A 24940-nucleotide genomic window follows, 5' to 3' on the forward strand; every position below is an offset into this window, starting at 1 on the left:
TTAAAGTTCAAAGTCCTTGAAGTCGTCTGCACGTACGTCGCTGTCGATTTGACCAACAAGGTACGATGAAATTTCCGCTTCCTGTGGGGCAACCTGAACGTTATCTGATGATAACCAAGCATTGATCCAAGGAATTGGGTTTGACGTCGCTTCTGGGTAAGCTGCGCTTAGGCCAACAGCCTGCATACGGATGTTGGTGATGTATTCAACGTATTGGCAAAGAATGTCTTTGTTTAGACCGATCATCGAGCCATCTTTGAATAGGTACTCTGCCCACTCTTTTTCTTGCTCTGCTGCTTCTTTGAATAGGTCGAAACACTCTTGCTTACATTCTTCAGCAATCTGCATGAATGAGAAGTCGTCTTGGCCGTTACGAAGCAGGTTAATCATGTGCTGTGTACCAGTCAGGTGCAGAGCTTCATCACGAGCGATCAGCTTAATAATCTTCGCGTTACCTTCCATCAGTTCACGTTCAGCAAAAGCAAATGAACATGCGAAACTTACGTAGAAGCGGATTGCCTCTAGTGCGTTAACAGACATTAGACACACGTAAAGTTTCTTCTTCAGATCGTGAAGTTTAATGATCTTCTCTTCACCGTTGATGACGTGTGTGCCTTCGCCGTAACGATGGTAATCGTTCGTTAACTCAATAAGGTCATCGTAGTAACCAGAAATATCTTTAGCACGTTTTAAGATGTGCTCATTTTCTACGATGTCATCAAACACTAGGCCTGGATCGTTCACGATGTTACGAATAATGTGCGTGTAAGAACGTGAGTGAATTGTTTCAGAGAAAGACCAAGTCTCAATCCAAGTTTCTACTTCAGGAAGAGAAACAAGAGGCAGTAGAGCAACGTTCGGGCTACGACCTTGGATAGAATCAAGCAGTGTTTGGTATTTTAGGTTAGAGATGAAAATGTGCTTTTCATGATCTGGTAGCTTGTTGTAGTCGATACGGTCGCTAGATACGTCTACTTCTTCTGGACGCCAGAAGAAAGACAGTTGTTTTTCGATAAGCTTTTCGAAAATTTCAAATTTTTGTTGGTCGTAACGAGCAACGTTTACCGATTGACCTAGGAACATTGGTTCTTTTAGTTGGTCATTCTTATTTCGGTTAAAAGTACTGTAAGCCATGATGCCTCAATTCCTTTTATGCCCCTCTTAAGAGAGGGGCGAATAATTTGTTAAGCCGTAATAATCCGATAGGGGATTATGGGTTAAATCTTACAACCGCCGCCTGCACAATCGTCGTCTTGTGGTTGTACTGCGTCTTTCTGGTCATCGCTCGCGCCGTCACGAGTGTTGTGATAGTAAAGTGTCTTTACACCAAACTTATACGCAGTTAGCAGGTCTTGTAGCAGTTTCTTCATCGGTACTTTACCGCTTTCGAAACGCGATGGATCATAGTTCGTGTTTGCAGAGATAGCTTGGTCAACAAACTTCTGCATGATGCCCACTAGATGTAGGTAGCCGTTGTTCGAACCAATATTCCAAAGTAGCTCGTAGTTGTCTTTGTACTTTGTAAACTCAGGCACAACCTGCTTCAAGATGCCATCTTTAGATGCTTTAACGGATACATAGCCGCGTGGTGGCTCAATACCATTGGTTGCATTTGAAATCTGAGAAGAGGTCTCAGATGGCATAAGTGCAGTTAGCGTTGAGTTACGCAGGCCGTGAGTTACGATTTCTTCGCGTAAGCCATCCCAGTCGTAGTGAAGTTCTTCATCACAGATTAGGTCTACATCTTTCTTGTACGTGTCGATTGGCAGAAGGCCTTTCGCGTAGTTTGTCTCGTCGAAAGATGGACACTTACCTTGCTCCTTCGCTAGAGCAACAGAAGCTTTAAGCAAGTAGTACTGTATCGCTTCGAAAGTACGGTGCGTAAGACCGTTCGCACTTCCATCTGAGTACTTAACGCCATTCTTCGCTAGATAGTAAGCGAAGTTGATTACACCAACACCAAGAGTACGACGGTTCATCGTTGACTTGTACGCTGCTGGAAGCGGGTAGTCTTGGTAATCAAGCAGTGCATCAAGTGCACGAACTACAAGTTCAGATAATTCTTCAAAATCATCAAGGGACTTAATAGCACCAAGGTTGAATGCAGAAAGAGTACACAGTGCAATCTCACCAGAGTCATCTTCAACGTTTACCAGTGGTTTCGTTGGAAGTGCAATCTCTAGACATAGGTTTGATTGACGAACAGGTGCAACCTTAGCGTCAAACGGGCTGTGAGTGTTACAGTGGTCAACGTTTTGAATGTAAATACGGCCTGTTGAAGCACGCTCTTGCATTAGGATTGAGAACATCTCAACCGCTTTCACAGTCTCTTTCTTGATCGAAGGATCGTTTTCGTACTTAACGTATAGACGCTCGAACTCTTCTTGATCTTCGAAGAACGCATCGTAAAGTCCAGGTACGTCGTAAGGAGAGAACAGAGTAATGTTACCGCCTTCAACCAAACGCTGATACATCAAACGGTTTAGCTGAACACCGTAATCCATGTGACGAACACGGTTCTCTTCTACACCACGGTTATTCTTAAGAACCATCAGTGCTTGAGACTCACCGTGCCACAATGGGTAGAACACAGTCGCTGCACCACCACGAACACCACCTTGAGAACAACATTTCACTGCTGTTTGGAAGTATTTGTAGAATGGGATACAACCCGTGTGGAATGCTTCACCATTGCGGATTTCAGAACCTAACGCACGGATGCGACCCGCATTGATACCGATACCAGCACGTTGAGAAACGTAGCGAACAATAGAGCTTGCGGTTGCGTTGATTGAATCCAGGCTATCACCACACTCAATCAGAACACATGAGCTGAACTGACGAGTAGGGGTACGTACACCAGACATGATCGGTGTAGGTAGAGAAATCTTAAATGTAGACGTCGCATCATAGAAGCGCTTGATGTAATCAAGACGTGTCGCTTTCGGGTAGTTCGCGAATAAGCAAGCAGCAACAAGAATGTAAAGGAACTGAGCACTCTCGTAGATTTCACCAGATACACGGTTTTGAACGAAGTACTTACCTTCAAGCTGTTTTACGGCTGCGTATGAGAAATCAAGGTCACGCTTGTGATCTAGGTAGTCGTCTAACTCATCCAGTTCAGCCTTTGTGTAGTCTTCTAGGATGTGTTGATCGTATTTACCCATTTCAATTAGGTGTGATACGTGATCATAAAGCGCTGGCGGCTCATATTGGCCGTATGCTTTCTTACGCAAGTGGAATACTGCTAGGCGAGCTGCTAGGTATTGGTAGTCCGGCGTCTCTTCAGAAATAAGGTCAGCGGCTGACTTGATGATAGTCTCATGAATGTCAGTTGTCGTGATACCTTCGTAGAATTGGATGTGAGCGCGGAGTTCTACTTGAGATACAGAAACGTTATCTAGGCCCTCAGCGGCCCAAGTAATAACGCGATGGATCTTTTCGAGATCAATACTTTCTTTGCGTCCGTCACGCTTGGTAACGGTAAGTTGTTGGTTCATTCTGCTTTATTTCCCTAACAAAACTGATAAAAGCCGTATTTTTGTGTAATTCTTGTAAAAATCGTTCCAGCTTTGTGATCAAAATCTATCTATATATTGTAGTGCAAACACAACATATAGGGGTGTATCTGTTTTCGGGTTACAAGATAGTGCTATCGAACTGAGTTTTCAAGTTACAGATCTTGGATGACTTGTGGATAACTAACAAAAATAAAAAAAACAGTTAGTACCCACTAACTGATAAGAATAGACCTGACAATATTGCGCAAAAATACAGGCTCATGTCTGGTTTATAAGTAACCACAAACAAAAAAAAATATCTTGATCTTTGAGTAAATCTAAGGGAGATAACTGACCTGTTTAAATTGGAATCAAACGCACATTTATCGTTCAAAAAAGTACTAAAAAAGGCGGTGAGCTTGTGCTACCGCCTTTTAAATAACCACAATATATAGTGGGTCGGAAATGTTAAAATTTCTGAGTATGTACGATGTAGTTTACGTCGACATTGCTGCCCAATTTATAGGAATCCGTTAGAGGGTTGTAGTGCAAGCCAGTGATCCCTGTCTCTGTTAGATCGGTGTGGTCGACCATTTTGATAAGCTCCGCTGGGCGAATAAACTTATCGTGGTCGTGAGTACCTTCTGGCACTATCTTCAACAGCTTCTCTGCACCGACAATTGCGAAGAGATAAGATTTAATGTTGCGGTTAAGTGTAGAAAAGAACACATGACCGCCTGGTTTTACTAGAGCTGCGCATGATTGGATGACAGAAAGCGGATCTGGCACGTGCTCCAGCATCTCCATGCAGGTCACTACGTCATATTTTCCTGCATTTTCAGCAGCGTGGTCTTCAATTGTGCTTTGAATGTAAGTCAGTTTAGTGCCTGTCTCTAAGGCATGGAGTCGAGCAACTTCAAGTGGCTCTTTACCCATATCAAGGCCCGTTACGATAGCGCCTTCTTTGGCCATGCTTTCAGCGAGAATACCACCACCGCAACCCACATCGAGAACAGTCTTCTCAAACAGACCACCAGCGTTGTCCAAGACGTAGTTCAAACGCAATGGGTTAATTTGGTGAAGGGGCTTAAATTCACCTTCTAAATCCCACCAGCGAGAGGCCATATCTTCGAACTTTTTAATCTCTTTAGGATCGACATTTTGTGATTGGGTCATAACTACTCTATCTAATAACCAGCTTCCTTGAATTGAACGCATTATACTCGTTCACTGCAAACACTCCATAGAAGCGATCACTTTTCTCAATTGCTGGGCAAAATATAGTCACTTATCAGCAAGATAAAATTCGAGTGTGCAAATTCTCAGCACTTGATTCACAACCAAGCTCACAACCTAATAAAAGGATAGGGAAAGTGATGCCGAAGTGAGGAATTGTATGTTATATTTTTGCACCTTAAGCGTATTGTACATACGATCTATAAATAGAGGGATAATGGCTCTATGAGCGATCTAGCGAAAGAGATCACGCCCGTAAACATTGAAGATGAGCTTCGAGGTTCATACCTAGACTATGCGATGTCAGTAATCGTTGGTCGTGCTCTTCCAGATGTGCGTGATGGCCTAAAGCCTGTACACCGCCGCGTTTTATTCGCGATGAATGTACTTGGCAATGATTGGAATAAACCATATAAAAAATCTGCCCGTGTTGTTGGCGACGTAATCGGTAAATATCACCCACATGGTGATAGCGCTGTGTACGATACCATCGTACGTATGGCTCAACCTTTCTCGTTACGCTACATGCTGGTCGACGGTCAAGGTAACTTCGGTTCGATCGATGGTGACTCAGCGGCGGCAATGCGTTATACCGAAGTTCGCATGGCAAAAATCGCCCATGAACTTCTGGCTGACCTAGACAAAGAAACTGTAGACTACGTACCTAACTATGATGGTACAGAACAGATCCCTGCAGTTCTTCCAACTAAAATTCCTAACCTATTGGTAAACGGTGCTTCTGGTATCGCAGTAGGTATGGCAACCAACATTCCACCTCATAACCTAACTGAGGTGATTGATGGCTGTCTTGCATACATCAATAATGAAGCAATCACTATTGATGAGCTAATGGACTACATTCCTGGTCCTGACTTCCCAACAGCAGCATTGATTAGCGGCCGTAAAGGTATCGTAGATGCTTATAAGACGGGCCGTGGTAAAATCTACATGCGCTCGAAAGCGGAAGTAGAAGCGGATAAGAATGGTAAAGAAACCATTATTGTTACCGAAATTCCTTATCAAGTTAACAAAGCACGCTTGATCGAAAAGATCGCAGAGCTAGTTAAAGATAAGAAAGTTGAAGGTATCAGTGCACTACGCGATGAGTCTGACAAAGACGGTATGCGTATTGTTATCGAATGTAAGCGTGATGCAGTGGGCGAAGTGGTTCTAAACAACCTTTACGCACAAACTCAGCTTCAAACGACTTTCGGCATCAACATGGTTGCGCTGAACAATGGTCAGCCACAGCTATTCAATCTGAAAGACATGCTGAAGTGCTTCGTTGACCACCGTCGTGAAGTTGTTACTCGTCGTACTATCTTCGAACTGCGTAAAGCTCGCGAGCGTGCTCATATCCTTGAAGCACTTTCTCTTGCACTAGCAAACATTGATGAAGTTATCGAACTGATCAAAAACGCACCAACACCAGCTGAAGCGAAAGTTGGCCTAGTGGCACGCGGTTGGGATCTTGGCAACGTAGCGTCAATGCTTGAGCGCGCGGGTACTGATGCAGCTCGTCCTGAGTGGCTTGAAGACCAATATGGTATTCGTGATGGCCAGTACTTCCTGACCGAAACACAAGCACAAGCAATTCTTGAACTTCGCCTACACCGTCTAACAGGTCTAGAGCACGAGAAGATTCTTGATGAATACAAAGCACTTCTAGATGAAATCGCTGAGCTAATGCACATTCTTGCAAGCACTGAGCGACTAATGGAAGTGATTCGTGAGGAGCTAGAAGCGGTTCGCGAAGGCTTTGGTGATGCACGTCGTACAGAAATTACAGCGGCTAGCCACGACATCGACATGGAAGAGCTGATTGCACGTGAAGATGTTGTTGTTACTCTATCGAATGCAGGTTACGTTAAGTACCAGATCCTAAGCGATTACGAAGCACAGCGTCGTGGTGGTAAAGGTAAGAGTGCAACGAAGATGAAAGATGAAGATTACATCGAGCGTCTACTTGTTGCTAATACTCACGATAACATTCTGTGTTTCTCTACTCGCGGTAAGACGTACCGTCTGAAAGTTTACCAACTACCATTAGCAAGCCGCACTGCTCGTGGTAAGCCAATCGTGAACATTCTTCCATTGGAAGAGGGTGAGCGTATTACGGCAATCCTACCAGTTGATGAGTTCTCTCCAGAGAAATTTATCTTCATGGCGACGGGTGACGGCACTGTTAAGAAGACTTCTCTAGATCAGTTTGCAAACGTTCGTGCTAACGGTCTAATCGCAGTGAACCTACGTGATGATGACTCTCTAATCGGTGTTGACATTACAAACGGTAACAGCGACATCATGTTGTTCTCGAAAGCGGGTAAAGTCGTTCGCTTCAACGAAGACAAGGTGCGTGCGATGGGTCGTACTGCAGCAGGTGTACGTGGTATGAAGCTAGCAGAAGACGATCAAGTGGTATCACTGATTGTTCCTGCAAATGAAGGCGACATCCTAACAGTCACTCAAAACGGTTACGGTAAGCGTACTGAACTTGCAGAGTACCCAACGAAAGGTCGTGCAACTCAGGGTGTAGTATCGATCAAAGTTTCTGAGCGTAATGGCCCAGTTGTTGGTGCTGTACAGGTAGAAGAAGGCGACGAGATGATGATGATCACCGACGCTGGTACTCTTGTACGTACTCGAGTTTCTGAAGTTAGCCAAGTAGGCCGTAATACTCAAGGTGTTACTCTAATTCGCACAGCTGAAGATGAAAACGTTGTAGGTCTACAACGTATCGACGAAGTCGAAGAAGCTGAAATTGTTGAAGGTGAGGAGACTGAAGAAGCTGAAGTAAATACTACTGAAGGCTCTGAAGCGCCAACGCAAAGCGATGAAGACTCGCAAGAGTAATCTTTAACTTAATGCTTATAAATGCCGAACTTTATGTTCGGCATTTTTTTTGCCTTAACGTTATTGTGCCAAAAGAAATGCCACGAAATACAAGGGTATTTGTTTTCGAGCCAATCGCCGCACACGAGTTTATGGAACTGTTCGAAGAGTAGTCTGATTTGCTTTATTTATGTACAGGTAATGGCCAAAATGACGAACCCATGGCGTCATAAAACTGCCGTAATTATCGAGAATTACTAATATTTATTTACCTCTCAATATTGCGTGCATATAACCCATTTTGACTATAGAATTCGCCGCGACCGCCTGTTCCTTAAACTAGTAGCGAAATCATGAAACTGTCACTCAAACAAAAACTTATTGGTGCAAGCCTATTAGCTGTTGTGCTAATGGCAAGCGCGCTAACTTGGCTATCAGCCGACCAACTTTTCAAACAAACACGCAATGGTGTCTATGCTCGTGCAGAGAGTCTAGCAACTGCAGCTTCAGAAGGTATCTCTGACTGGATTACCATTCGTAAAGATATAGCTTCAGCATTCAACGACTACAGCCAAGAGCTAGAAGTTGTACCGCACCTACAGCAAGCACGTAAAGCCGGCGGCTTTGATGATATCTTCTTAGGTACGCCAGAAGGTGGGATGTATCGTTCTCATCCTGAGCGTAACCGTGCAGACTATGATCCTCGAGTTCGCCCTTGGTACATTGATGCAAATGCCGCGGGTAAACAGATCGTAACGACAGCTTACAAAGACGCGATCACAAATGCGCTACTAGTGACAATTGCTGAGCCAGTTCGTCGTAACGGTCAGTTTATTGGTGTGGTAGGTGCAGACGTTCTTATCGACCAATTGATCGATGATGTCATCAGCCTTGACGCAGGTGAAAACGCCTACGCAATGCTGATCGATGCTCAAGACGGCACGTTCTTAGCACACCCAGATAAAGCACTTTCTCTCAAACCTGTTACTGCGCTGTCAAACAAGTTTAACCTTCGTTCTATCGAAGAGTACGCGAACTCGGGCACTATCGAGATTATTGAACGCAAGGGCCAAGAGAAACTGTACTTCTTCAGCAAGATTCCAGGTACACAGTGGATTTTTGCTATTGAAATGGATCGCGCAACAGAAGAAGCGGCTCACAGCGATCTGCTGAAAAGCCTAGTGACTATGGCGATTGTAATTACTTTAATCGTTATTGCTGTTGTTTCATGGTTAGTAAACTTCTTGTTCCGTGATTTAGTTCGTGTATCCGATGCACTGGAAGAGATCGCATCGGGTGAAGGTGATCTTACTCAACGCTTAGAACCTCGTAGTGATGATGAAGTAGGCCAACTAGCGACCAACTTTAATATCTTCGTTGGCAACATGCATGAAATGGTATCTAAGTTGAGTCTAGTGTCTGCGTCTCTGTCTGAGCAGTCTAAGCAAACCGCTCAACAAGCAGAAGAGCGTAGTGCTCGTATTCGCCTGCAGCAAGATGAGATCAACATGGTTGCAACGGCAATCAACGAGATGGCTGCCGCAACGCAAGAGATTGCAGGTAACGCAGACAATACGGCTCAGAATTCGTCTGAAGCGGTGACAGCTTGTGTTCACGGTGGTGAGCAAGTGGTTCAAACTCAAGGTTCAATTCAAAACCTAGCGACAGAAGTTCAAGTCGCAACGGAAGTGATTCAAGAGCTTGAAGTTCACGGTAACAGCATCAACACGATTCTATCGACTATCCAAGATATTGCTGAACAAACCAATTTGTTGGCACTGAACGCAGCAATTGAAGCCGCACGTGCAGGTGAGCAAGGTCGTGGTTTTGCAGTAGTAGCCGATGAGGTTCGTGTACTTAGCCAACGTACTCACGCTTCTACACAAGAAATCCAGCAGATGATTGAAACGCTGCAGAGCACCACGGGTAAAGCGGTTAGCATTATGGGCGATAGTCGTCAGCTAGCGGATACCAGTGTTGCAGATGCAGATTCTGCGGCGGTAAGCCTGACTCAGATTCAGTCAGCGGTAGAACGTATTAGTGACATGGCGACACAAATCGCGTCGGCTGCGGAAGAACAAGCGTCGGTGACGTCTGAGATTACTCGCAATACTGTCGGTATTCGTGACGTATCAAACGAACTGGCTAATGAAGCACATGATGCTGCAGGTCAAGCTGCTCAGCTTTCTGAACTGTCGCATGAACTAGAGCAAGAGATTCAACGCTTTAAGCTCTAAGTTAATCGTTTAAGCTCCATGCTAATCAATGTTATTAAGCCCTGCATGTCAGGGCTTTTTTATACTTGCGCATTTCCAAAATGGAAAAGTATGATAAACCATATTTCAATAGTGGACATTATGAGTCTAGGTTAAAATCCTTAAAAATTATAAGGAATAAACCATGTCTCAGTACCAAGCATTTCAACAGCGCATCGAAAAAATCGTCACGGATGCGACGCTCTCTCCAAAACAAAAGAACCAATTCCTCGCTCTTGAGGCCGAAGCTAGCTTACCTTATATGGACGTTTCTGAACCAGTTCAAGCTGCAATGGAACAGGGGGTTTTATGTGACATGTTTGAAGGACATGCACCGTTTAAACCTCGTTATGTACTACCAGACTACGCGAAATTCCTAACTCAAGGCTCAGAGTACTTAGAGTTAGAGCCAGCGACGGATTTTGATGATGCGTTGAATCTTCTTACTATTTTTTATCACCATGTTCCCTCAGTGACGAATATTCCTGTTTATTTAGGACAGCTCGATGATGTGCTGATGCCTTATGTTGGCGAGCTTAGTGATGAAGCGATTTATCAGAAGATGAAACGTTTTTGGATAATGCTTGATCGAACTTTGCCTGATGCATTTATGCACGTGAATATTGGTCCGTCGGACAACATCATTTGTCGCACCATCCTACGTGTTGATGCAGAGCTCAAGCAGATTGCGCCAAACCTCACCTTTATGTACGACCCAGCAGTCACGCCTGATGATTTGCTAAAACAGGCAACGAGTAATATCTGTGAATGCAGCAAACCTCATATCGCGAATTATCCAATGCATGCAGGTGCCTACGGCGACAAACGTTTTGGTATCGTGAGCTGTTATAACTCATTGCCATTAGCGGGTGGGTCAAACACTTTGGTTCGAATGAACTTAAAAGAAGTCGCTAAAAAAGCGAAAGACCGCGATGACTTTATTAATCAGATTCTGCCGCATTACAGCCAGCTAATGGTTGAACTGATGGACGCTCGCAGCAGCCACTTGCATGAGAAGTCGAACTTCTTTAAAGGTTTCTTGACCATAGAAGGGCTGATAGAAGAGAGCCGTTTTGCCCCGATGTTTGGTATTTATGGAATGGCAGAAGCGGTCAACACTCTATTAGATAAAGAGGGCATTGAAGCAAAGTACGGGCATTCTGAACAAGCGAATGAACTGGCACTTAGCATTTCAGAGAAGTTGGCTGAGTTGGTCGAGTCACTACCAGTAAAATACGGACTTGAAGGTAAAGCGCTACTCCATGCTCAAGGTGGTATCAGCCTAGATGAAGACGTCACACCTGGCGTTCGGGTCCCTTACGGAACCGAACCTGACCCGGTGACGTATGTGCAAGCCACTGCCAAACAACATCAATTCTATACATCAGGCATCAGTGATATTTTGACTATTGATGAGACGGTCAAGTCGAACCCAGAAGCGATGTTTAACTTGTGTAAGGGCGCGATAAATTTAGGCTATCGTGAATTTACCGCGAACGTTGCATCTAATGATCTTGTTCGCGTAACGGGTTACATGATCAAACTGTCAGACATCAATAAATTTGCTGAAGAAGGCTCAAGAAAGAACACCACTTTCTTAGGTGCAGAAGCGGCCAAAAACACCGGTATTTTAGACCGAGCACCACGAGTTGTGAGCCTTGAATCTTCACCAGTGTATAAATAACCCCAGATGGTAGAGAAGCAACAACGGCTGGCCGCAGTCAGCCGTATTCTCAATTTCTCTTGTGTGGATGGGCCTGGAAACCGCATGGTCATCTTCCTACAGGGGTGTAACTTCAACTGTTTGAACTGCCACAATCCTCACACGATTAATCACTGTAATGGGTGCGGTGATTGCGTCGATAGTTGTCCATCAGGAGCATTATCACGCCAAGGGGAGAAGGTGGTTTGGTCGTCATCTTTGTGTACTAATTGTGATAAGTGCATTGACATATGTAGTTATAAATCTAGCCCTAAAATTGCGTACTACTCGGTAACAGATCTGCTGGAGATAATTCGAAAGCAGAGATTTTTCTTGTCGGGAATCACCATTTCAGGAGGAGAGGCGACGCTCCAATTGCCTTTCATCGTTCAATTGTTTGAAGCGATAAAACGAGATCCTGAACTTAACGAGTTAACCTGCTTTATTGACAGCAACGGTTACTTGCCAGAGTCTGGTTGGCAAAAGATAGAGCATGTTCTCGATGGCGTGATGATTGACCTGAAGTCATGGCAGAAAGAGACCCATCAATGGCTCGTTGGGAGAGATAACCACAGAGTCATTCAATCTATCCACTATCTTGCTGAGCGTGGCAAGTTACACGAGTTGCGTTTACTCCACATCCCAACCAAAAGCGATTTAGATGTCGAGGTGACAGAGATCATCAGATTGATTTGTACGCTTCCAAGTAGCGTTAATATTCGGCTCAATGCTTTTCAACACCATGGTGTGATAGGAGACGCATTGGAATGGGAAAAGTGTTCAGAGCAAGAGATGAAGAGATTCTACGAGTTAATTGCGCCTCATATCTCGCAAAACATAGCTTTGCCAACGGTCTATACCTAGCGATTTATACCTAATCATCTATCCACTGATTATAAAGCCAGTTAAGCGCAGGGTCGTTCAAGCTGGCTTGATTCCAAACTAAGCTATATGCAACTTGGCCATAGTCAAATGGTAACGGCTTTTCAATCAGCCCTTTTGCTTGCAGTGAATGCCTTGCCCACGCTTTTGAACAGGTAAGAAGGTATTCACTATGGTGACAGAGCACGGCTGCTGCACCAAAGTCAGCGACAGAGATCACGACTTTTCTAGCGCCATGTTGTTGGGTTAAGTTTTGCTCGAAATAGGGTTCTGATAGGTCTTTATCTAATATCCCGATATGTTGATAACACAGATAAGAGTCAATGCTTAGGCTTTCGTTAGCTAAGGGATGGTCTGGATTCATCAAACACACCATTTCGTCGGCCAAAATCTGTTGCCACATAAGTTCACGGCTTCGTGTTGGGGGCTGACTGATATCGTGAGGTAACAGCATAAAATCGACCTGCCCACGATTGAGTGCGTCAAAACTCAGTTGTTCTTTGGCATACACGTTAATGCCTCTTGAAGCCGTTAAGGTTTGCGAGAGCTTTGCTATCTTTGGTGCAAAAAGCTCAAACGTACTTTCGCGCATCGACAGAGATATCTCACCGGTAAACTCGCTTGGCTCAAATTTTCCTTGGTGCAAAATACCATTCATGCCAGTTAGTATCTTATGAATATCTGGACCAATACTCTCTGCATAAGGTGTCGGAACGAGCTGCCCACCATCGCGATAAAAGAGGTCATCTTTCATTAACTCTCGAAGCTGCCCCAAGGTTTTACTCACACTAGAAGGTGTCACACAAAGAACACGAGCTGCTGAGGTTACGCTGTGGGTACTAAGCAAAACATGGAGAGCAGTCAGATGCTTTAAGCTAATGCGCGAAAGGGTGATGTAGTCCATAGTAATCAAATAGTTATTCCAGCGCTCTCTTTATAACCCTTATAGGTTGGAATTGGTAGAGGGATTATGTAGGTCGAATCAGAGAAAACAGCACAGTGCCAAATTAGCTAAAGTGCAGGTTGATGTCTAAACTTTAGTATGTGTCATCAGTGACTAGAGCATACTTTATGTCGGTAAAACACATTGCAAGCGTATCTAAGCAAAAAGGACTCGTCACCGTATTCTTTACTTTGGCCTCTGCCGTATTAATTGGATTTGTCGGGCTCGCTGTGGACACAGGTTTTGCCTACGGTAATTTTAGGCAAGCCCAAACAGCAGCCGATGCGGCTGCGTTATCCGCTGCGTTTGAAAAATACTATGGCCACTCTAGCGCCAATATCCAAAATTATGCTCTGTCAGAGGTAAAAGCGCACAACTTTGAAAATGGCGTCGATGGTGTCACGGTTACAGTCAATAATCCTCCCACATCTGGCTCTTATGCTGGTGATAGCGACTTTGTTGAAGTGGTTATTACTAAAGAAGTCCCAACTTTCTTTTTACGGTTTATTGGTTTCAATGATTTTGACTACTCTGTGAGAGCGGTAGCGAATGGCATTATTTCTTCCAGTGCTTGTGTTTATGCCTTGGGTGATGAGCATGAAAAAGCGTTTCATGTGTCTAGTGGGTCGACTTTAGATGCAAATTGCGGAGTCCATGCAAACTCAGAAGACAGTTCTGGGCTTTATGTCGATAGTGGTTCCACTCTAGAAGCGACTAGTGTTGACGTTGTTGGCGGGGCATATAAAAGCGGCAGTACCATTGACCCATCGGCTAATGAAAATGCGAGTCCAATTTCAGACCCATTAGGTACGCTTCCAGCCCCCACTTTTTCGTATGGCTCTTGTGATTATCAAGGCAACAGTAAAGGTGGTGGAATTTATGAACGCTACGAAATTGACTCTCAGAAAAGAACCATCAATCCAGGTGTCTATTGCGGCGGCCTCTTTATTAAAGGAGACGCTGAAGTAACGATGAACCCTGGAACCTACATCTTACAAGGCGGTGGATTAGTCGTTGATGGCAGCGACGCAGAGTTAACGGGAGATGGGGTGTTTATCTATAACACCTGTGCTAAGAAAGCATGTAGCAGCTACGGCAGCAGTTATGACGAAGAAGAATTTCATCCTCTTGATGTTAAGTCAGCAGGTACGTTGAATCTATCGGCTTGTAGCCAAGCGAGTAGCAGTAGCTGTGAAAGTGAAATAGACGATGCCTATGAAGATATCTTTTGGTACACCGACAGAGAAGCTCCAGACACATCCGGCCCGCAACAAGATCCTGTGAATAAGATAAACAGTAGTGCGACTGCTGATTTGGCAGGCATCCTCTATGTGGGCAACCAATACCTAGAAATATCGAGTAACAGTGATGTCAACGCGACCAATGGTGTGTTCATCACGAAATACATTCAAGTGGCTAGTGACTCGTCGCTTAATGTCACTCATGACAGTGCTGCGCCAGCCGGTTTGGGGAGCTCTGCTCCGTATGTTCGAATCACACTAGTGGAATAAAGGGGGGATGAAATGAAAAAGTTTAACACTGGGCTCATTTCTGTAGAGCTAACCATTTTAACGCCCCTAATCATGTTGATGCTTTATATCGCTGTCGATTTCGGTCGAGTAATGTCAGAGATTATCGTGACCAGCAGTTCAGCGAGTAGTGCCGCTGGTCATGGCTCGATCCACAGTGGAGAGTTCGACAGCCCAATCGATAGCGCGGGAATGTTAGCGATAGCGCAGAAAGATGCGGAAGGCCTTTCCATAAATGAAAATGAAGTAGGGGCGGTGAGTGTCACGACCGAGAGAGTTTGCCGATGTTATGACCCAAATGGCGGAGCCTTAGTCGAACCAACAACCAGTGCGTGTGCGACAAATTGTAGTGACCAGAAAGAGGTATATATCCAGACGACGGTGACCCGAAACTTTAATACGCTGAGTGGCCATGAGGCTATGCCGAACTTGATGACATTAAACAGTTCAGCGAGGTATCGAGTGGAATGATGAAACAGACGTTGTTAACTGTCAGTAGGCAGAAAGGTCTCACTATTGTTGAATTCACGATAGTCGCCGTGTTTTTTATGTTTATGATCTTCGCAATTATCGAGGGTTCTCGGTACGTCTATTCAAATGGGGCGCTGTCACATGTTGCTAGAGAAGGGGCGAGATACGCTGCTGTTCGAGGTAGTCAGGCCACCATTGATACCGCGCGAGCAAGCGATGCGCCCGCAACATCAACGTCTGTCGCTAACTATGTGGCGAGTCGTTCTCCTTTGAATGGTGTGACAACATCTGTAGTCTGGACGCCAAATAACACGCCGGGAAGCCAAGTCACAGTGACGGTCAGCTATACATTTAACTCGTTCATTACGCTATTCAATAGTGTAACCCTAACGAGTACAGCGACTAGCATCATCTACTTTTAATAAAAAAAGCGCGATTCAATCAGTGAATTCGCGCTTTCTAGTTATTGATATATCACATCACTTTCTAAATGAAGCAATGTTAGTCAATAAGGCCGTACTCTTTGCTTAGAACGTCGATGATCTCTTGTTTCGGGTTCGAGCTTAAGTTGATTGGCTGGCCAGTGATTTTTTCTGCAATACCAATATAAGTACGAGAGATATTCTGAAGTGCTTCTAATGGCAATGCGTTATCGCGAGCCAGTGCTTCACGTTCTTCCATACGTTCTTTATTAAGAAGAATATCTGGGTCAGGGAAGTGGTTAAGTAGGAACTGGCGGAAACCTTCTTTTGAATTCTCGACGATATTGCCCGCGTTGTACTCTTCTTCATCCCAAATACGAGATGAGTCTGGCGTACCGACTTCATCCATATAGATTAGCTTCTCGTTACCTGCTGCGTCGTGAACGTAACCAAACTCAAATTTAGTGTCGACGAAGATTTGATCGATCTCTGCAAGAGCATTACTGATTACAACAAAGCCTTCACGTAGCAGTTTTTCGTATTGAGCGATATCTTCAGCTTTTGAGAAGTTAAATGCTGCAAAGTTTTCTTCAATGTTTTGGCGAGTGATATTCACATCATCCGCTTCAGGAACGCCAGGAATACCTTTCAAGATACCTTTAGTCGAAGGCGTCATGAGCAGTTCAGGTAGCGCTTTGTCTTTCTCTAACCCTTCTGGCAATTGAATACCACAGAATTCGCGTTCGCCTTTGTCGTATGCGCGCCACATTGAGCCTGTGATGTATTGACGGCAAATCGCTTCGATCATGATTGGCTTCGCTTTCTGCACGATCCAAACGAATGGGTGGGGGATATCAAGAATGTGGCTGTCTGCTAAGCCGTTATCTTTGAATAACTTAAACCAGTGGTTTGAGATAGCGTTAAGTGCAGCACCTTTGCCCGGTACACCTTTTAAACCACCTTCAGCGTGCCAGATACAGTCAAATGCTGAAATACGGTCACTGATAACCATAATGGCTAGCGGAGCGTCTGGAGCGACGTCATAGCCTTTCTCTTTGATTAGACGTTTGCTGTCTTCTTCTGTTAACCAATATACAGAGCGTACTTTACCACTGTGTACGGGCTTATCAGTACGAATTGGAAGATCATCATTTACGGCAAGAACTTGGTCAGCGAGACTCATCTAGACATTCCTATCTTTAACAAGGTGGAAAATTATCATTGGATAATTGATTTGAAAGGCATGATACCAGAACTATTTTAGGTCGCCAGAGAAAAAGCAAACGTTTGCTTAATTTTTCATTAAGTAAAGTGTAAAGGGCTTAGTTAAAGGAGGTTTAAAACAAAAATGCCCCTGTCGATAGGGGCAAAAAGGCAGTGTATGTTGTTGTCGGTATTAGTGGAATTGAGTCACTTTCCCTTCAACAAAGAAGACTTCGCATTGCAGTTGTTGCGCAAGACTCTGTAGCAAACTTTGCTCAACAGCAGGAATATGGTTCGAAGCAACAACAGCACTTGCGTTACCTGATTGAATGGCTTTTTTTACAATCTCAAATTCTGACTGAGTATGAGAAGGTTTCATCTGAATGATTTTTTTACAGCTAATGTGAGAGGCAGCAAACTGATCGTAGTCAGGGCGAGGGCAGTTTGCAGTAAATAAGATCCATTGGCTTTGTCCCGAAAGACCCGCTAGTCGGTTTAATGTAGACGAATCAATGTTCATTGGCTGAGTCTGTTGAGCAAGAACATTAAACTTAGAATATGTGCGAGCTGAGTTGTTTGCCTGAATCATAATAACTGTCCCTTTGTACATGCTGTATGTCTATACAGTAGTTATTTTCGTGAGATTAGGCAAGCGTTATTTGTGTAAAATTTCGGCATGAATCTGGGTTTTGATAATGAAATTTTCATTAAAGTATTGATATTAAAGGTTTAATTGGTTTTATGAATTTTGTATTTGTTTGTGAGGCGTGATGAGAAATGTGAGATGGAGCAGAGGTGGACATACAGTGTCATACAGTAGGGCTGTATATGGCTGAGTAAGGTGTCCATATGTTGAAGGATTAGTCAGCTTAAACTAAAAAGCCCAAAGCATGGTGCTTTGGGCAATAAATCTAGAGCGTCAGAAAGAGAAGATTATTCAACCAACTCATAAGTCGCTTCCATCTCTTCAGGAGCAATGCCATATTCATAGTTAGCTAGGTAACCGTCTTTGTACACCTTCATCCCATCATCGCTCCAGCTCACTTTAATTGTTGCTGTTTGACCATCTTCGCTTCCCATCAGCTTGAGCATATCTGAGTCGATTTTGATCGCTTTAATGGTTTTAATGCGTTTGAAAGATTGAAACTCAGTTGAATCAGGTAGCTGACCATAGGTATCCACCCATTTTGTCTTAGGTACTAGCCATTGATTGTAAACATCATCAACAATAGGTGTCTCTTTACTTGCAATGACAACATCCTTGCTGACAAGGTTACGTGTTTCCACGCTGTAGCCACCTTTACCGTCAGAAACATAGGTAGGGAACTCTGAACCAATTTCTTTTTCCGTTGGTAAACGCCCAAGTGTTTTGGCCTTTTTAACGAATATTTGCGCGTTTTCAAACTTATCCATAATTTCAGGGATCTTTTGAAATTCAACTGGAGCCGCGAATAGACCGTTTGAAAAAGTAAGAAGAGTGGCAGCGAATGCAATTTTTAGATGTTTCATAATCATTTCTTTAGTGCAGTACATATTATATTTAGAATAACATACTGAATATGTGGCTTGAAGTCGTATATAGCGCTTTATTCCAAATGAAAGGCGTGCTCTAAAGGTGTAAATCAGAGAAAACGTTCTGGAAAGTCGCTAAAAATGCCATCAAGACCGCTTAGGTGCTTCAGCGCATTTGGATTGTTCACGGTATAACACCAGACTTGGTAATCATGCTCTTTTAGATAGCGTATGTGACTTTTTGTGACCCAACGATAGTTCAAGTTACATCCAAAAGCCGAGACCTCCTTTAATAGTCTTTTATCTGATGGTTTGAGCCGTTCAGAAAGCACCGCTAATCGATGGTGAGGGAGCTGTTGATGAAGGTGTCTAATAATTTGGTGATTAAAGCTTGATAGCAAAATATGGTCTGATGGAAAGCTCGACTTATCTAAATAGCGTTTGAGTATCTGACAAACGCGCTCGGCGTCATGTCGGTCAATCTTTACCTCTAGATTAACCTTTAGTTTTGCTTTTTCGGCGAAAGCAAGTAACTCATCAAGCGTCAATATTGATTGGTGGGCAAAATCTTCAGAAAACCAAGAACCAAAATCGAGATGTTTAAGTGTCTCTAAGGTCTGTTCGTCCACTCGACCTTTGCCGTTACTGCAACGGTTCACAGTATGGTCATGGCAGATAACAAGCTCTTCATCGAGTGTCGGTTGCACGTCAACTTCTACCCACTCTAAACCTAGCTTGGCCGCTTCAGCGATACTTACGAGCGTATTTTCTGGGAAGCGTCCCGCGACACCTCTATGTCCTACAACTAACATTACTAACTCACTCTATTTTAACTCTTGAGTAGAGTACTCTTTATCTGTCTCAATGAGTAGAGAATAGATGGCTATTGAACTTTGATTCTGACACTATCCATGAATAAAAAACACGATAACAATTCCAAAGAGAAAACATTTTGAACGCTGAAAATAGAGCGGCTTGGATATTAGTCGCAACCACGGGGCTGGCCGGTTTAGGTTGGATCTTTTCGAAAGAAGCGATTCAAGGTCTACCGCCGTTCGGATTTGTTGGCCTGAGGTTTCTTGTGGCCTCAATGTGCCTACTGCCATTGTGCTTTAAACAAATTCGTCAACTGACATTACCGCTTTTCTACCAAGCTTTAGGTGGTGGCTTAATTCTAACTTTCGCTCTTTTGAGTTGGGTCTATGCGATTTCGATAAGTGAAACGTTAGGTGAGGGAGCTTTTATCGTCAGCCTTTCGATGATCATCGTGCCTATTATTGCTTGGTTGCTGTTTAAGGAGCGTCCTAAACGAGCGTTCTGGTTATCCATGCCTATCGCTGTCTCAGGTTTAGCGATGCTCTCATTAACCGATGGGTGGAATAGCTCAACTGGGCAGATTTGGTTCTTAGCGAATGCCTGTTTATTGGCTTTGCACTTTAACGTCAATAGCAAGTTAGCTCAGAAAATTCCGGTATTACTGCTTACCGCGATTCAACTTTTCGTTACGGGTGTTGTCTCTTTAGGCGCATCCCTAATGTTTGAAACTTTCCCTGAGCAAATCGAAAGCTCTATATGGGGCTGGTTTGCGGCCAGCGCGCTACTGGCGACCAGTTTACGTTACGTCATGCAAACATTAGGGCAAAAGGGAAGTAACCCAGGCAACGCGGCATTGATCATGTTGTTGGAGCCAATTTGGACAGTGATCCTCAGCATGGCTTGGTATGGCGAACAGCTTTCACGAAACAAGCTCATGGGGTGCTCTCTGATATTAATTGCACTGATTTTGTATCGTACCGATGGTCGATTCTTGAGATTGAAGAGATAGCCGCAATTTGAGTTCAATAGACCAGTTTGATGTAACGCAAGTTCACGTTAGTTAATTGAAGGAAGAGTGAAGATTGCGTTGCCTAACTAGATTCTTAAGATTAGAATGCGAACCTTTTTCAATTGTACTGTTATTCTCATGTCGCGAATTTTAGTTGTCGATGATGATATCGAGCTTTGTGAACTGCTTACTGATGTATTAGTTGCCGAAGGTTATGAAGTAGAAAGTGTCCACTGCGGTGAATCTGCCCTCAAGTTTATTGAGAAGAAGCCGGTAGATTTGGTACTGCTTGATGTGATGTTACCAAAGCTAAATGGTATGCAGGTTGCACGTAAGATCTGTCAACGATTTGCCACGCCGATACTCATGCTGACGGCTTTAAATGATGAAGCGTCGATGCTAGATGGTTATCAATCGGGCGCTGATCAATATATTGGTAAGCCTTTTAAGGTGCCCGAGCTTCTTACTCGGATTAAAGCAATTTTTCGCCGAGTAGGGCTAGAGAAACAGCGTCAATCATTCAGTTATGAAGACCAAGGTATTGAGGCGCAGATTCCAACACTACCATTAACGGGGACGGAATCTGACCTACTTAACTACTTGGTAAGCCATGAGAGTTTGGTTATTTCGAAAGCGGAATTGCAAATAGAAGTGCTGAAGAAAGAGCTCAGCCCATTCGACCGCAACTTGGACATGCATATCAGTAACTTGCGCCGTAAGTTTATTGAAGCGGGCATGTCGAAACAGCACATTAAAACGGTACGTGGGCAAGGGTACAGCTTTGTCGGCAGTGTGAGTCGATAAGCGATGATCTCACTGCGTTGTCCTCAAAGTATTGCCAAACGAAAAGACACCCTGTTTTTTCAACTGCTCAGCTATATGTCAGCGGTCATTATCAGTATCGTAGTATTGCAAGCGTTGGCTGAGCAGGCCTTGGTGCGAACTGTATTAACAGTACCAGACGAAATCAAAAGAGACATCGAAAGCTTCGCTCAGCAAGCTGACGTATTGATTGAAGATGGCGATATGGACGAACTTGCGGATTGGGCAAACGCGCAGCCGTATTATCTGTTTGTCCTCAATGCTGAGAACAAACCCATTACACACCGCAAGATGCATCCACACTTTGAGTTTAAACTACGATTTCTCAGAGAGTTGTATGGACCCCTTGGAGATAAAGTCAGCCGCCCGCTGATTGGTGTACACCTATCTGAGGGGAATACCCTAGTGGTTCAACTTCCTCATGAAAAACACCCAGCTCACCAATTCATTATTTACTTTGCGATCATCAAAGTCGTGATTGTGGTTGTGACGTTGGTGCTCTTCTCATTGATTTTCGCCCGTAAACTGCAAAACCCTCTCGACCGTCTTCGGGAAGCAAGTCATCGCCTGGCTTCTGGTGATTTTAATGTCAACGTTGTGGCCGCACTCAACTCTAAAACCAAAGAGTTTAATGATCTTGCCCATGACTTTGATGAGATGACGAGAGAGATCCACGCGCTAGCAGAAAGACAACGTCGTTTGATACGAGATGTTTCACACGAACTTCGTACTCCGTTAGCGAGGCAAAACCTTGCGCTGCATTTACTGCGCTCAAAAGCCAGTGACGTGACACTTCCATTAGTCGATAGGCTAGACCGAGAGGTGGACAAGATGGATGAACTAGTGGGTGAGATCTTAGAGTTCAGCCGCTTAGAAAACTCAAGGTATGAATCGAAATATAAGCCAATTTGCTTAGAGAGTGTGGTCTCTAATCAGGTTGAGCAAAGTAAGTTTCAGCTGGGCGTAAACCAAACTATTTCGATTAATGTTAGCAATGATGTACCAATGATACATACCGATGAAAAGTTGGTATTACGCTGTCTAAATAACTTAATCCTAAATGCGATAAAGTATGCGGGTGAAAACGCCAAGATTGATGTCTCACTCTATACATTGTTTGACAACGGTAAGGAGTGGGTAGGGATTGATGTGAGCGATAATGGCCCTGGAATCCCTGAAGATATGCTCAATGAAATATTCCGACCTTTTACTCGATTAGAGTCTGCTCGGGATAAACAATCTGGTGGATATGGCTTGGGACTGGCTATCGTTAAAGAAGCTATCGGATTGCTGAAAGGCCAAGTACGTGCAAGTAACCAAATATCAGGTGGGCTAAGAGTCCATATAAACCTTCCTACTAAGACGCAGCTCTCATACCAATCAGAATAAACATCTGGACATTCTTACTTGCTAAAATCGCTGATAGCTTCGTTATAGATTTTGTAGGTAGATCAACTAGCTAGCTGCAATCTATGCCTTGCTCTAAGCGATTTTTTCTGCGCAATTATCTGATCAGATTTTTATTACGTTTGGTATATGCCGCATTTTTTTGTTTCAGAGAAAGCTTTACAAAAATTTACGAATGCAAAGAATGTAAATTTCAATGCAAATGATACTGATTATCAATTATATTCCGTTTCGTTCTAAATAACTACGCAGAGCGTATCAGCCTGCATATAAAGAAACGGAGACATTTATGTTCACTAAGAGTCAGCTAGCACTAGTTATTGGTGCTGTATTAACGACTCCAGCAGTGGTTGCTGAGACATTACAAACAGACGAACACATGGTTGTTGAAGGGCGTGACTATGGCTACAAAGCCGACACGAACTCGACAGCAATGCGTATGGAAGCAACTCAGCTAGAAACCCCTGGACAGGTTGCTATCATCGATGAGCAAATTATCGATGAACAACGTGCTAGCACTCTTGGTGATGTATTAAAGAACGATGCGAGCGTGAGCGCGGGTGGCACTAGCCGTAACCGTGAGCGTTTCTCGCTACGTGGCTTTGAAGTTCAAAGCTCTTCAGGGTTCCTACGTGACGGTCACCAGCATTGGTCACACTACCGTCAGCCTGTTGAACTGTTGGAACGTGTTGAAGTCGTAAAAGGTCCTTCGGGCCTGCTATACGGTGTGTCTGCGCCAGGCGGCCTTATCAACATGGTAACGAAAAAGCCAACTTACGATACGCAAGTTAATGTAAGCCAAGATATCGGCTCTGATGATCATTCACGCACTATGGTAGACGTGAGTGGTGCTCTGAACGATGACGAAACACTGCGCGCAAGAACGATCATCTCTAAAGAAAGCTACAGTGATTGGCGTTCATACGGTGATGGTTCTAAGCCACAAACAGAGCGCCTTGTTGCTGGCCTGTTTGTTGACTACGACATCAATGAAGACGTTACCGTTTCTGTTCACTACGACAAAACTAACGATAAAGGTAGCGTAGATTCAGGTGCGCTATACACCTTGGATGGCCAGTTAGTTGGCAATAAAGAGCACATTTGGGATGCACAGTGGTCGCAAATTGAGAACGACGTAGAAAACGTAGGCATTAATGTAAATGCAAACCTAACAGACGTATGGTCACTAACTACCGGCTTCAACTACCAAGATTTCGAACGTAATGACGTAGAAAGCTTCCCAGGTTTTGCTAATGTAAATCCTGACGGTTCAGGGCTTGTTGAACATGGTGGCAGCAACCGTAACGACAAATGGCGTTTCAGAACGGCTTATGTTGATTTAGGTGCAAACACTGAACTGGCTGGCATGGAACACCGTTTCCTAATTGGTGCGAACTGGTTAGGCTACAGCTACGATCGTTTCGAAAACAGCTTTACTGACCAAAACGTTGCCGCGGGCGATACGGTAGGGGTTCCAGTTTACGATACCACTTCAGACCCACGTATTTCACACAGTTCGTACAACACTTGGGGCTTCTATGCGCAAGACCTTGTAACGCTGACTGAGCAGTGGCAAGTTCTAGCAGGTCTACGTTTCGACCGTAAGGTACAAGATGGTGTGGCAGAAGAGAATGTAGCGCCGAAGCTTGGTGTTATCTTCCACCCAACAGAAAACGGCAGCATCTATGCGTCTTACTCTGAAAGCTTCGAACCTCTAGGTGAAGTCGCGAGCAGCAGAAGCCGTACTTACCTAAACGAAGGCGAGCTGCTAGACGCAGCGGTAGGTAAATCTTACGAACTGGGCACGAAATGGGAACTGTTAGACAATCGTCTATTTGTGTCTGGTGCTGTATTCGACATTACTCAAGAGAATATCGAACTTGATGTAGAAGATAGCGCGACAGGTGATTATGTAGTGACTCAAGGTGGTCAACAAGAACACCGCGGTGCAGAGCTTGCAGCACAGGGCTTCATTACTGAAAAGCTATCGCTTTCTGGTAGTGCAATGTACCTAGACGCAGAGATCACAAACCACGAAACATATGCAGGTAATCGCCCTGTTGATGTACCAGAGTTTGCGGCAAGCGTTTGGTCTACTTATGCAGCGACCAACGAAGTAGATGTGAATCTAGGTGTCATTTACGAAGGTTCTCGTTACGGTGACGAAGCGAACACTTTCAAGAAAGATGCATACACACGAGTGGATGCAGGCCTTGCTTACACTTACAAGTACGATGCAGATCTAGATATGGTTGCACGCCTGACAGTTGAAAACCTGTTTGATACTGATTACCTAGCAGGTGGTGGTTCAACATCAAGCAAGCACCAGTACGCTGAAGACGTAGTCATTGGTGAAGGCCGTAACTACATGGCAACGCTACAAATTAAGTACTAATCGA

19 protein-coding genes are annotated in these 24940 nt (G+C 44.1%); 11 read left to right on the forward strand and 8 right to left on the reverse strand.

What is annotated here, in order from left to right:
• The 3 genes from nrdB to ubiG all read right to left on the reverse strand — a co-directional run bounded on the left by nrdB (position 1) and on the right by ubiG (position 4676).
• Positions 1 to 1134, reverse strand: coding sequence for a class Ia ribonucleoside-diphosphate reductase subunit beta (nrdB, locus tag F0231_RS07710; protein ID WP_171759148.1), 1134 nt, complete (start codon positions 1132 to 1134; stop codon positions 1 to 3).
• Positions 1135 to 1217: 83 nt separating this feature from the next.
• Complete coding sequence (gene nrdA, locus F0231_RS07715; RefSeq protein ID WP_171759149.1) at positions 1218 to 3500, reverse strand: class 1a ribonucleoside-diphosphate reductase subunit alpha; 2283 nt, start codon at positions 3498 to 3500, stop codon at positions 1218 to 1220.
• Positions 3501 to 3968: 468 nt separating this feature from the next.
• A complete protein-coding gene (gene ubiG, locus F0231_RS07720) occupies positions 3969 to 4676 on the reverse strand; it encodes a bifunctional 2-polyprenyl-6-hydroxyphenol methylase/3-demethylubiquinol 3-O-methyltransferase UbiG (protein WP_171759150.1) in 708 nt (235 codons plus the stop codon).
• A 285-nt stretch (positions 4677 to 4961) separates the two neighbouring features.
• Between ubiG and gyrA the strand changes: the two genes are divergently transcribed.
• From gyrA to F0231_RS07740, 4 genes are all read left to right on the forward strand, one after another.
• Positions 4962 to 7589, forward strand: a complete 2628-nt coding sequence (gyrA, locus tag F0231_RS07725) for a DNA topoisomerase (ATP-hydrolyzing) subunit A (protein WP_171759151.1) — start codon at positions 4962 to 4964, stop codon at positions 7587 to 7589.
• A 332-nt stretch (positions 7590 to 7921) separates the two neighbouring features.
• Positions 7922 to 9805 (forward strand): methyl-accepting chemotaxis protein, encoded by a 1884-nt coding sequence (locus tag F0231_RS07730; protein WP_171759152.1) that lies wholly within the window; start codon positions 7922 to 7924, stop codon positions 9803 to 9805.
• Between the two features lie 163 nt (positions 9806 to 9968).
• Entirely contained in the window at positions 9969 to 11507 is a 1539-nt protein-coding gene (locus F0231_RS07735; RefSeq protein ID WP_171759153.1) for a YjjI family glycine radical enzyme, read from the forward strand.
• 6 nt (positions 11508 to 11513) lie between these two features.
• Positions 11514 to 12389 (forward strand): YjjW family glycine radical enzyme activase, encoded by an 876-nt coding sequence (locus tag F0231_RS07740; protein WP_171759154.1) that lies wholly within the window; start codon positions 11514 to 11516, stop codon positions 12387 to 12389.
• A 10-nt stretch (positions 12390 to 12399) separates the two neighbouring features.
• On the opposite strand, the gene F0231_RS07745 is transcribed toward F0231_RS07740, so the two are convergent.
• Positions 12400 to 13311 carry a LysR family transcriptional regulator gene (locus F0231_RS07745; RefSeq protein WP_171759155.1) on the reverse strand — a complete coding sequence of 304 codons (912 nt, stop codon included), beginning with the start codon at positions 13309 to 13311 and terminating at the stop codon, positions 12400 to 12402.
• Positions 13312 to 13478: 167 nt separating this feature from the next.
• Here F0231_RS07745 and F0231_RS07750 point away from each other — a divergent pair, with 167 nt between their 5' ends.
• Genes F0231_RS07750 through F0231_RS07760 form a run of 3 tightly spaced genes read left to right on the forward strand, consistent with a single transcriptional unit; the run spans position 13479 to position 15772 of the window.
• On the forward strand, positions 13479 to 14861 hold the full coding sequence (locus F0231_RS07750) for a pilus assembly protein TadG-related protein (protein ID WP_171759156.1): 1383 nt from the start codon (positions 13479 to 13481) through the stop codon (positions 14859 to 14861).
• Between the two features lie 12 nt (positions 14862 to 14873).
• A complete protein-coding gene (locus F0231_RS07755; protein ID WP_171759157.1) occupies positions 14874 to 15350 on the forward strand; it encodes a TadE family protein in 477 nt (158 codons plus the stop codon).
• Positions 15347 to 15772 carry a TadE/TadG family type IV pilus assembly protein gene (locus F0231_RS07760; RefSeq protein WP_171759158.1) on the forward strand — a complete coding sequence of 142 codons (426 nt, stop codon included), beginning with the start codon at positions 15347 to 15349 and terminating at the stop codon, positions 15770 to 15772. Before F0231_RS07755 ends, F0231_RS07760 begins: the two co-directional genes overlap by 4 nt.
• Positions 15773 to 15851: 79 nt before the next feature.
• On the opposite strand, the gene F0231_RS07765 is transcribed toward F0231_RS07760, so the two are convergent.
• The 4 genes from F0231_RS07765 to F0231_RS07780 all read right to left on the reverse strand — a co-directional run bounded on the left by F0231_RS07765 (position 15852) and on the right by F0231_RS07780 (position 19299).
• The gene (locus tag F0231_RS07765; protein WP_171759159.1) at positions 15852 to 16955 is read right to left on the reverse strand and encodes a phosphoribosylaminoimidazolesuccinocarboxamide synthase; all 1104 of its coding nucleotides are present in this window, start codon (positions 16953 to 16955) and stop codon (positions 15852 to 15854) included.
• Positions 16956 to 17168: 213 nt separating this feature from the next.
• On the reverse strand, positions 17169 to 17564 hold the full coding sequence (locus F0231_RS07770; protein ID WP_171759160.1) for a SulA-like leucine-rich domain-containing protein: 396 nt from the start codon (positions 17562 to 17564) through the stop codon (positions 17169 to 17171).
• A 344-nt stretch (positions 17565 to 17908) separates the two neighbouring features.
• Positions 17909 to 18484 (reverse strand): hypothetical protein, encoded by a 576-nt coding sequence (locus F0231_RS07775; RefSeq protein WP_171759161.1) that lies wholly within the window; start codon positions 18482 to 18484, stop codon positions 17909 to 17911.
• 113 nt (positions 18485 to 18597) lie between these two features.
• Positions 18598 to 19299: a glycerophosphodiester phosphodiesterase family protein gene (locus tag F0231_RS07780; protein ID WP_171759162.1), complete on the reverse strand. Its 702-nt coding sequence runs from the start codon at positions 19297 to 19299 to the stop codon at positions 18598 to 18600.
• A 140-nt stretch (positions 19300 to 19439) separates the two neighbouring features.
• Between F0231_RS07780 and F0231_RS07785 the strand changes: the two genes are divergently transcribed.
• The 4 genes from F0231_RS07785 (at position 19440) to F0231_RS07800 (ending at position 24936) form a co-directional block, all read left to right on the forward strand.
• The gene (locus F0231_RS07785) at positions 19440 to 20312 is read left to right on the forward strand and encodes a DMT family transporter (RefSeq protein ID WP_171759163.1); all 873 of its coding nucleotides are present in this window, start codon (positions 19440 to 19442) and stop codon (positions 20310 to 20312) included.
• Positions 20313 to 20450: 138 nt separating this feature from the next.
• Positions 20451 to 21116 (forward strand): response regulator transcription factor, encoded by a 666-nt coding sequence (locus tag F0231_RS07790; RefSeq protein WP_171759164.1) that lies wholly within the window; start codon positions 20451 to 20453, stop codon positions 21114 to 21116.
• A 3-nt stretch (positions 21117 to 21119) separates the two neighbouring features.
• Positions 21120 to 22523 (forward strand): histidine kinase sensor domain-containing protein, encoded by a 1404-nt coding sequence (locus F0231_RS07795; protein WP_171759165.1) that lies wholly within the window; start codon positions 21120 to 21122, stop codon positions 22521 to 22523.
• Between the two features lie 307 nt (positions 22524 to 22830).
• The gene (locus F0231_RS07800) at positions 22831 to 24936 is read left to right on the forward strand and encodes a TonB-dependent siderophore receptor (RefSeq protein WP_171759166.1); all 2106 of its coding nucleotides are present in this window, start codon (positions 22831 to 22833) and stop codon (positions 24934 to 24936) included.
• Positions 24937 to 24940 lie beyond the last annotated feature (4 nt).

The organism is Vibrio sp. RE86 (assembly GCF_013114545.1).
Lineage (GTDB): Bacteria > Pseudomonadota > Gammaproteobacteria > Enterobacterales > Vibrionaceae > Vibrio.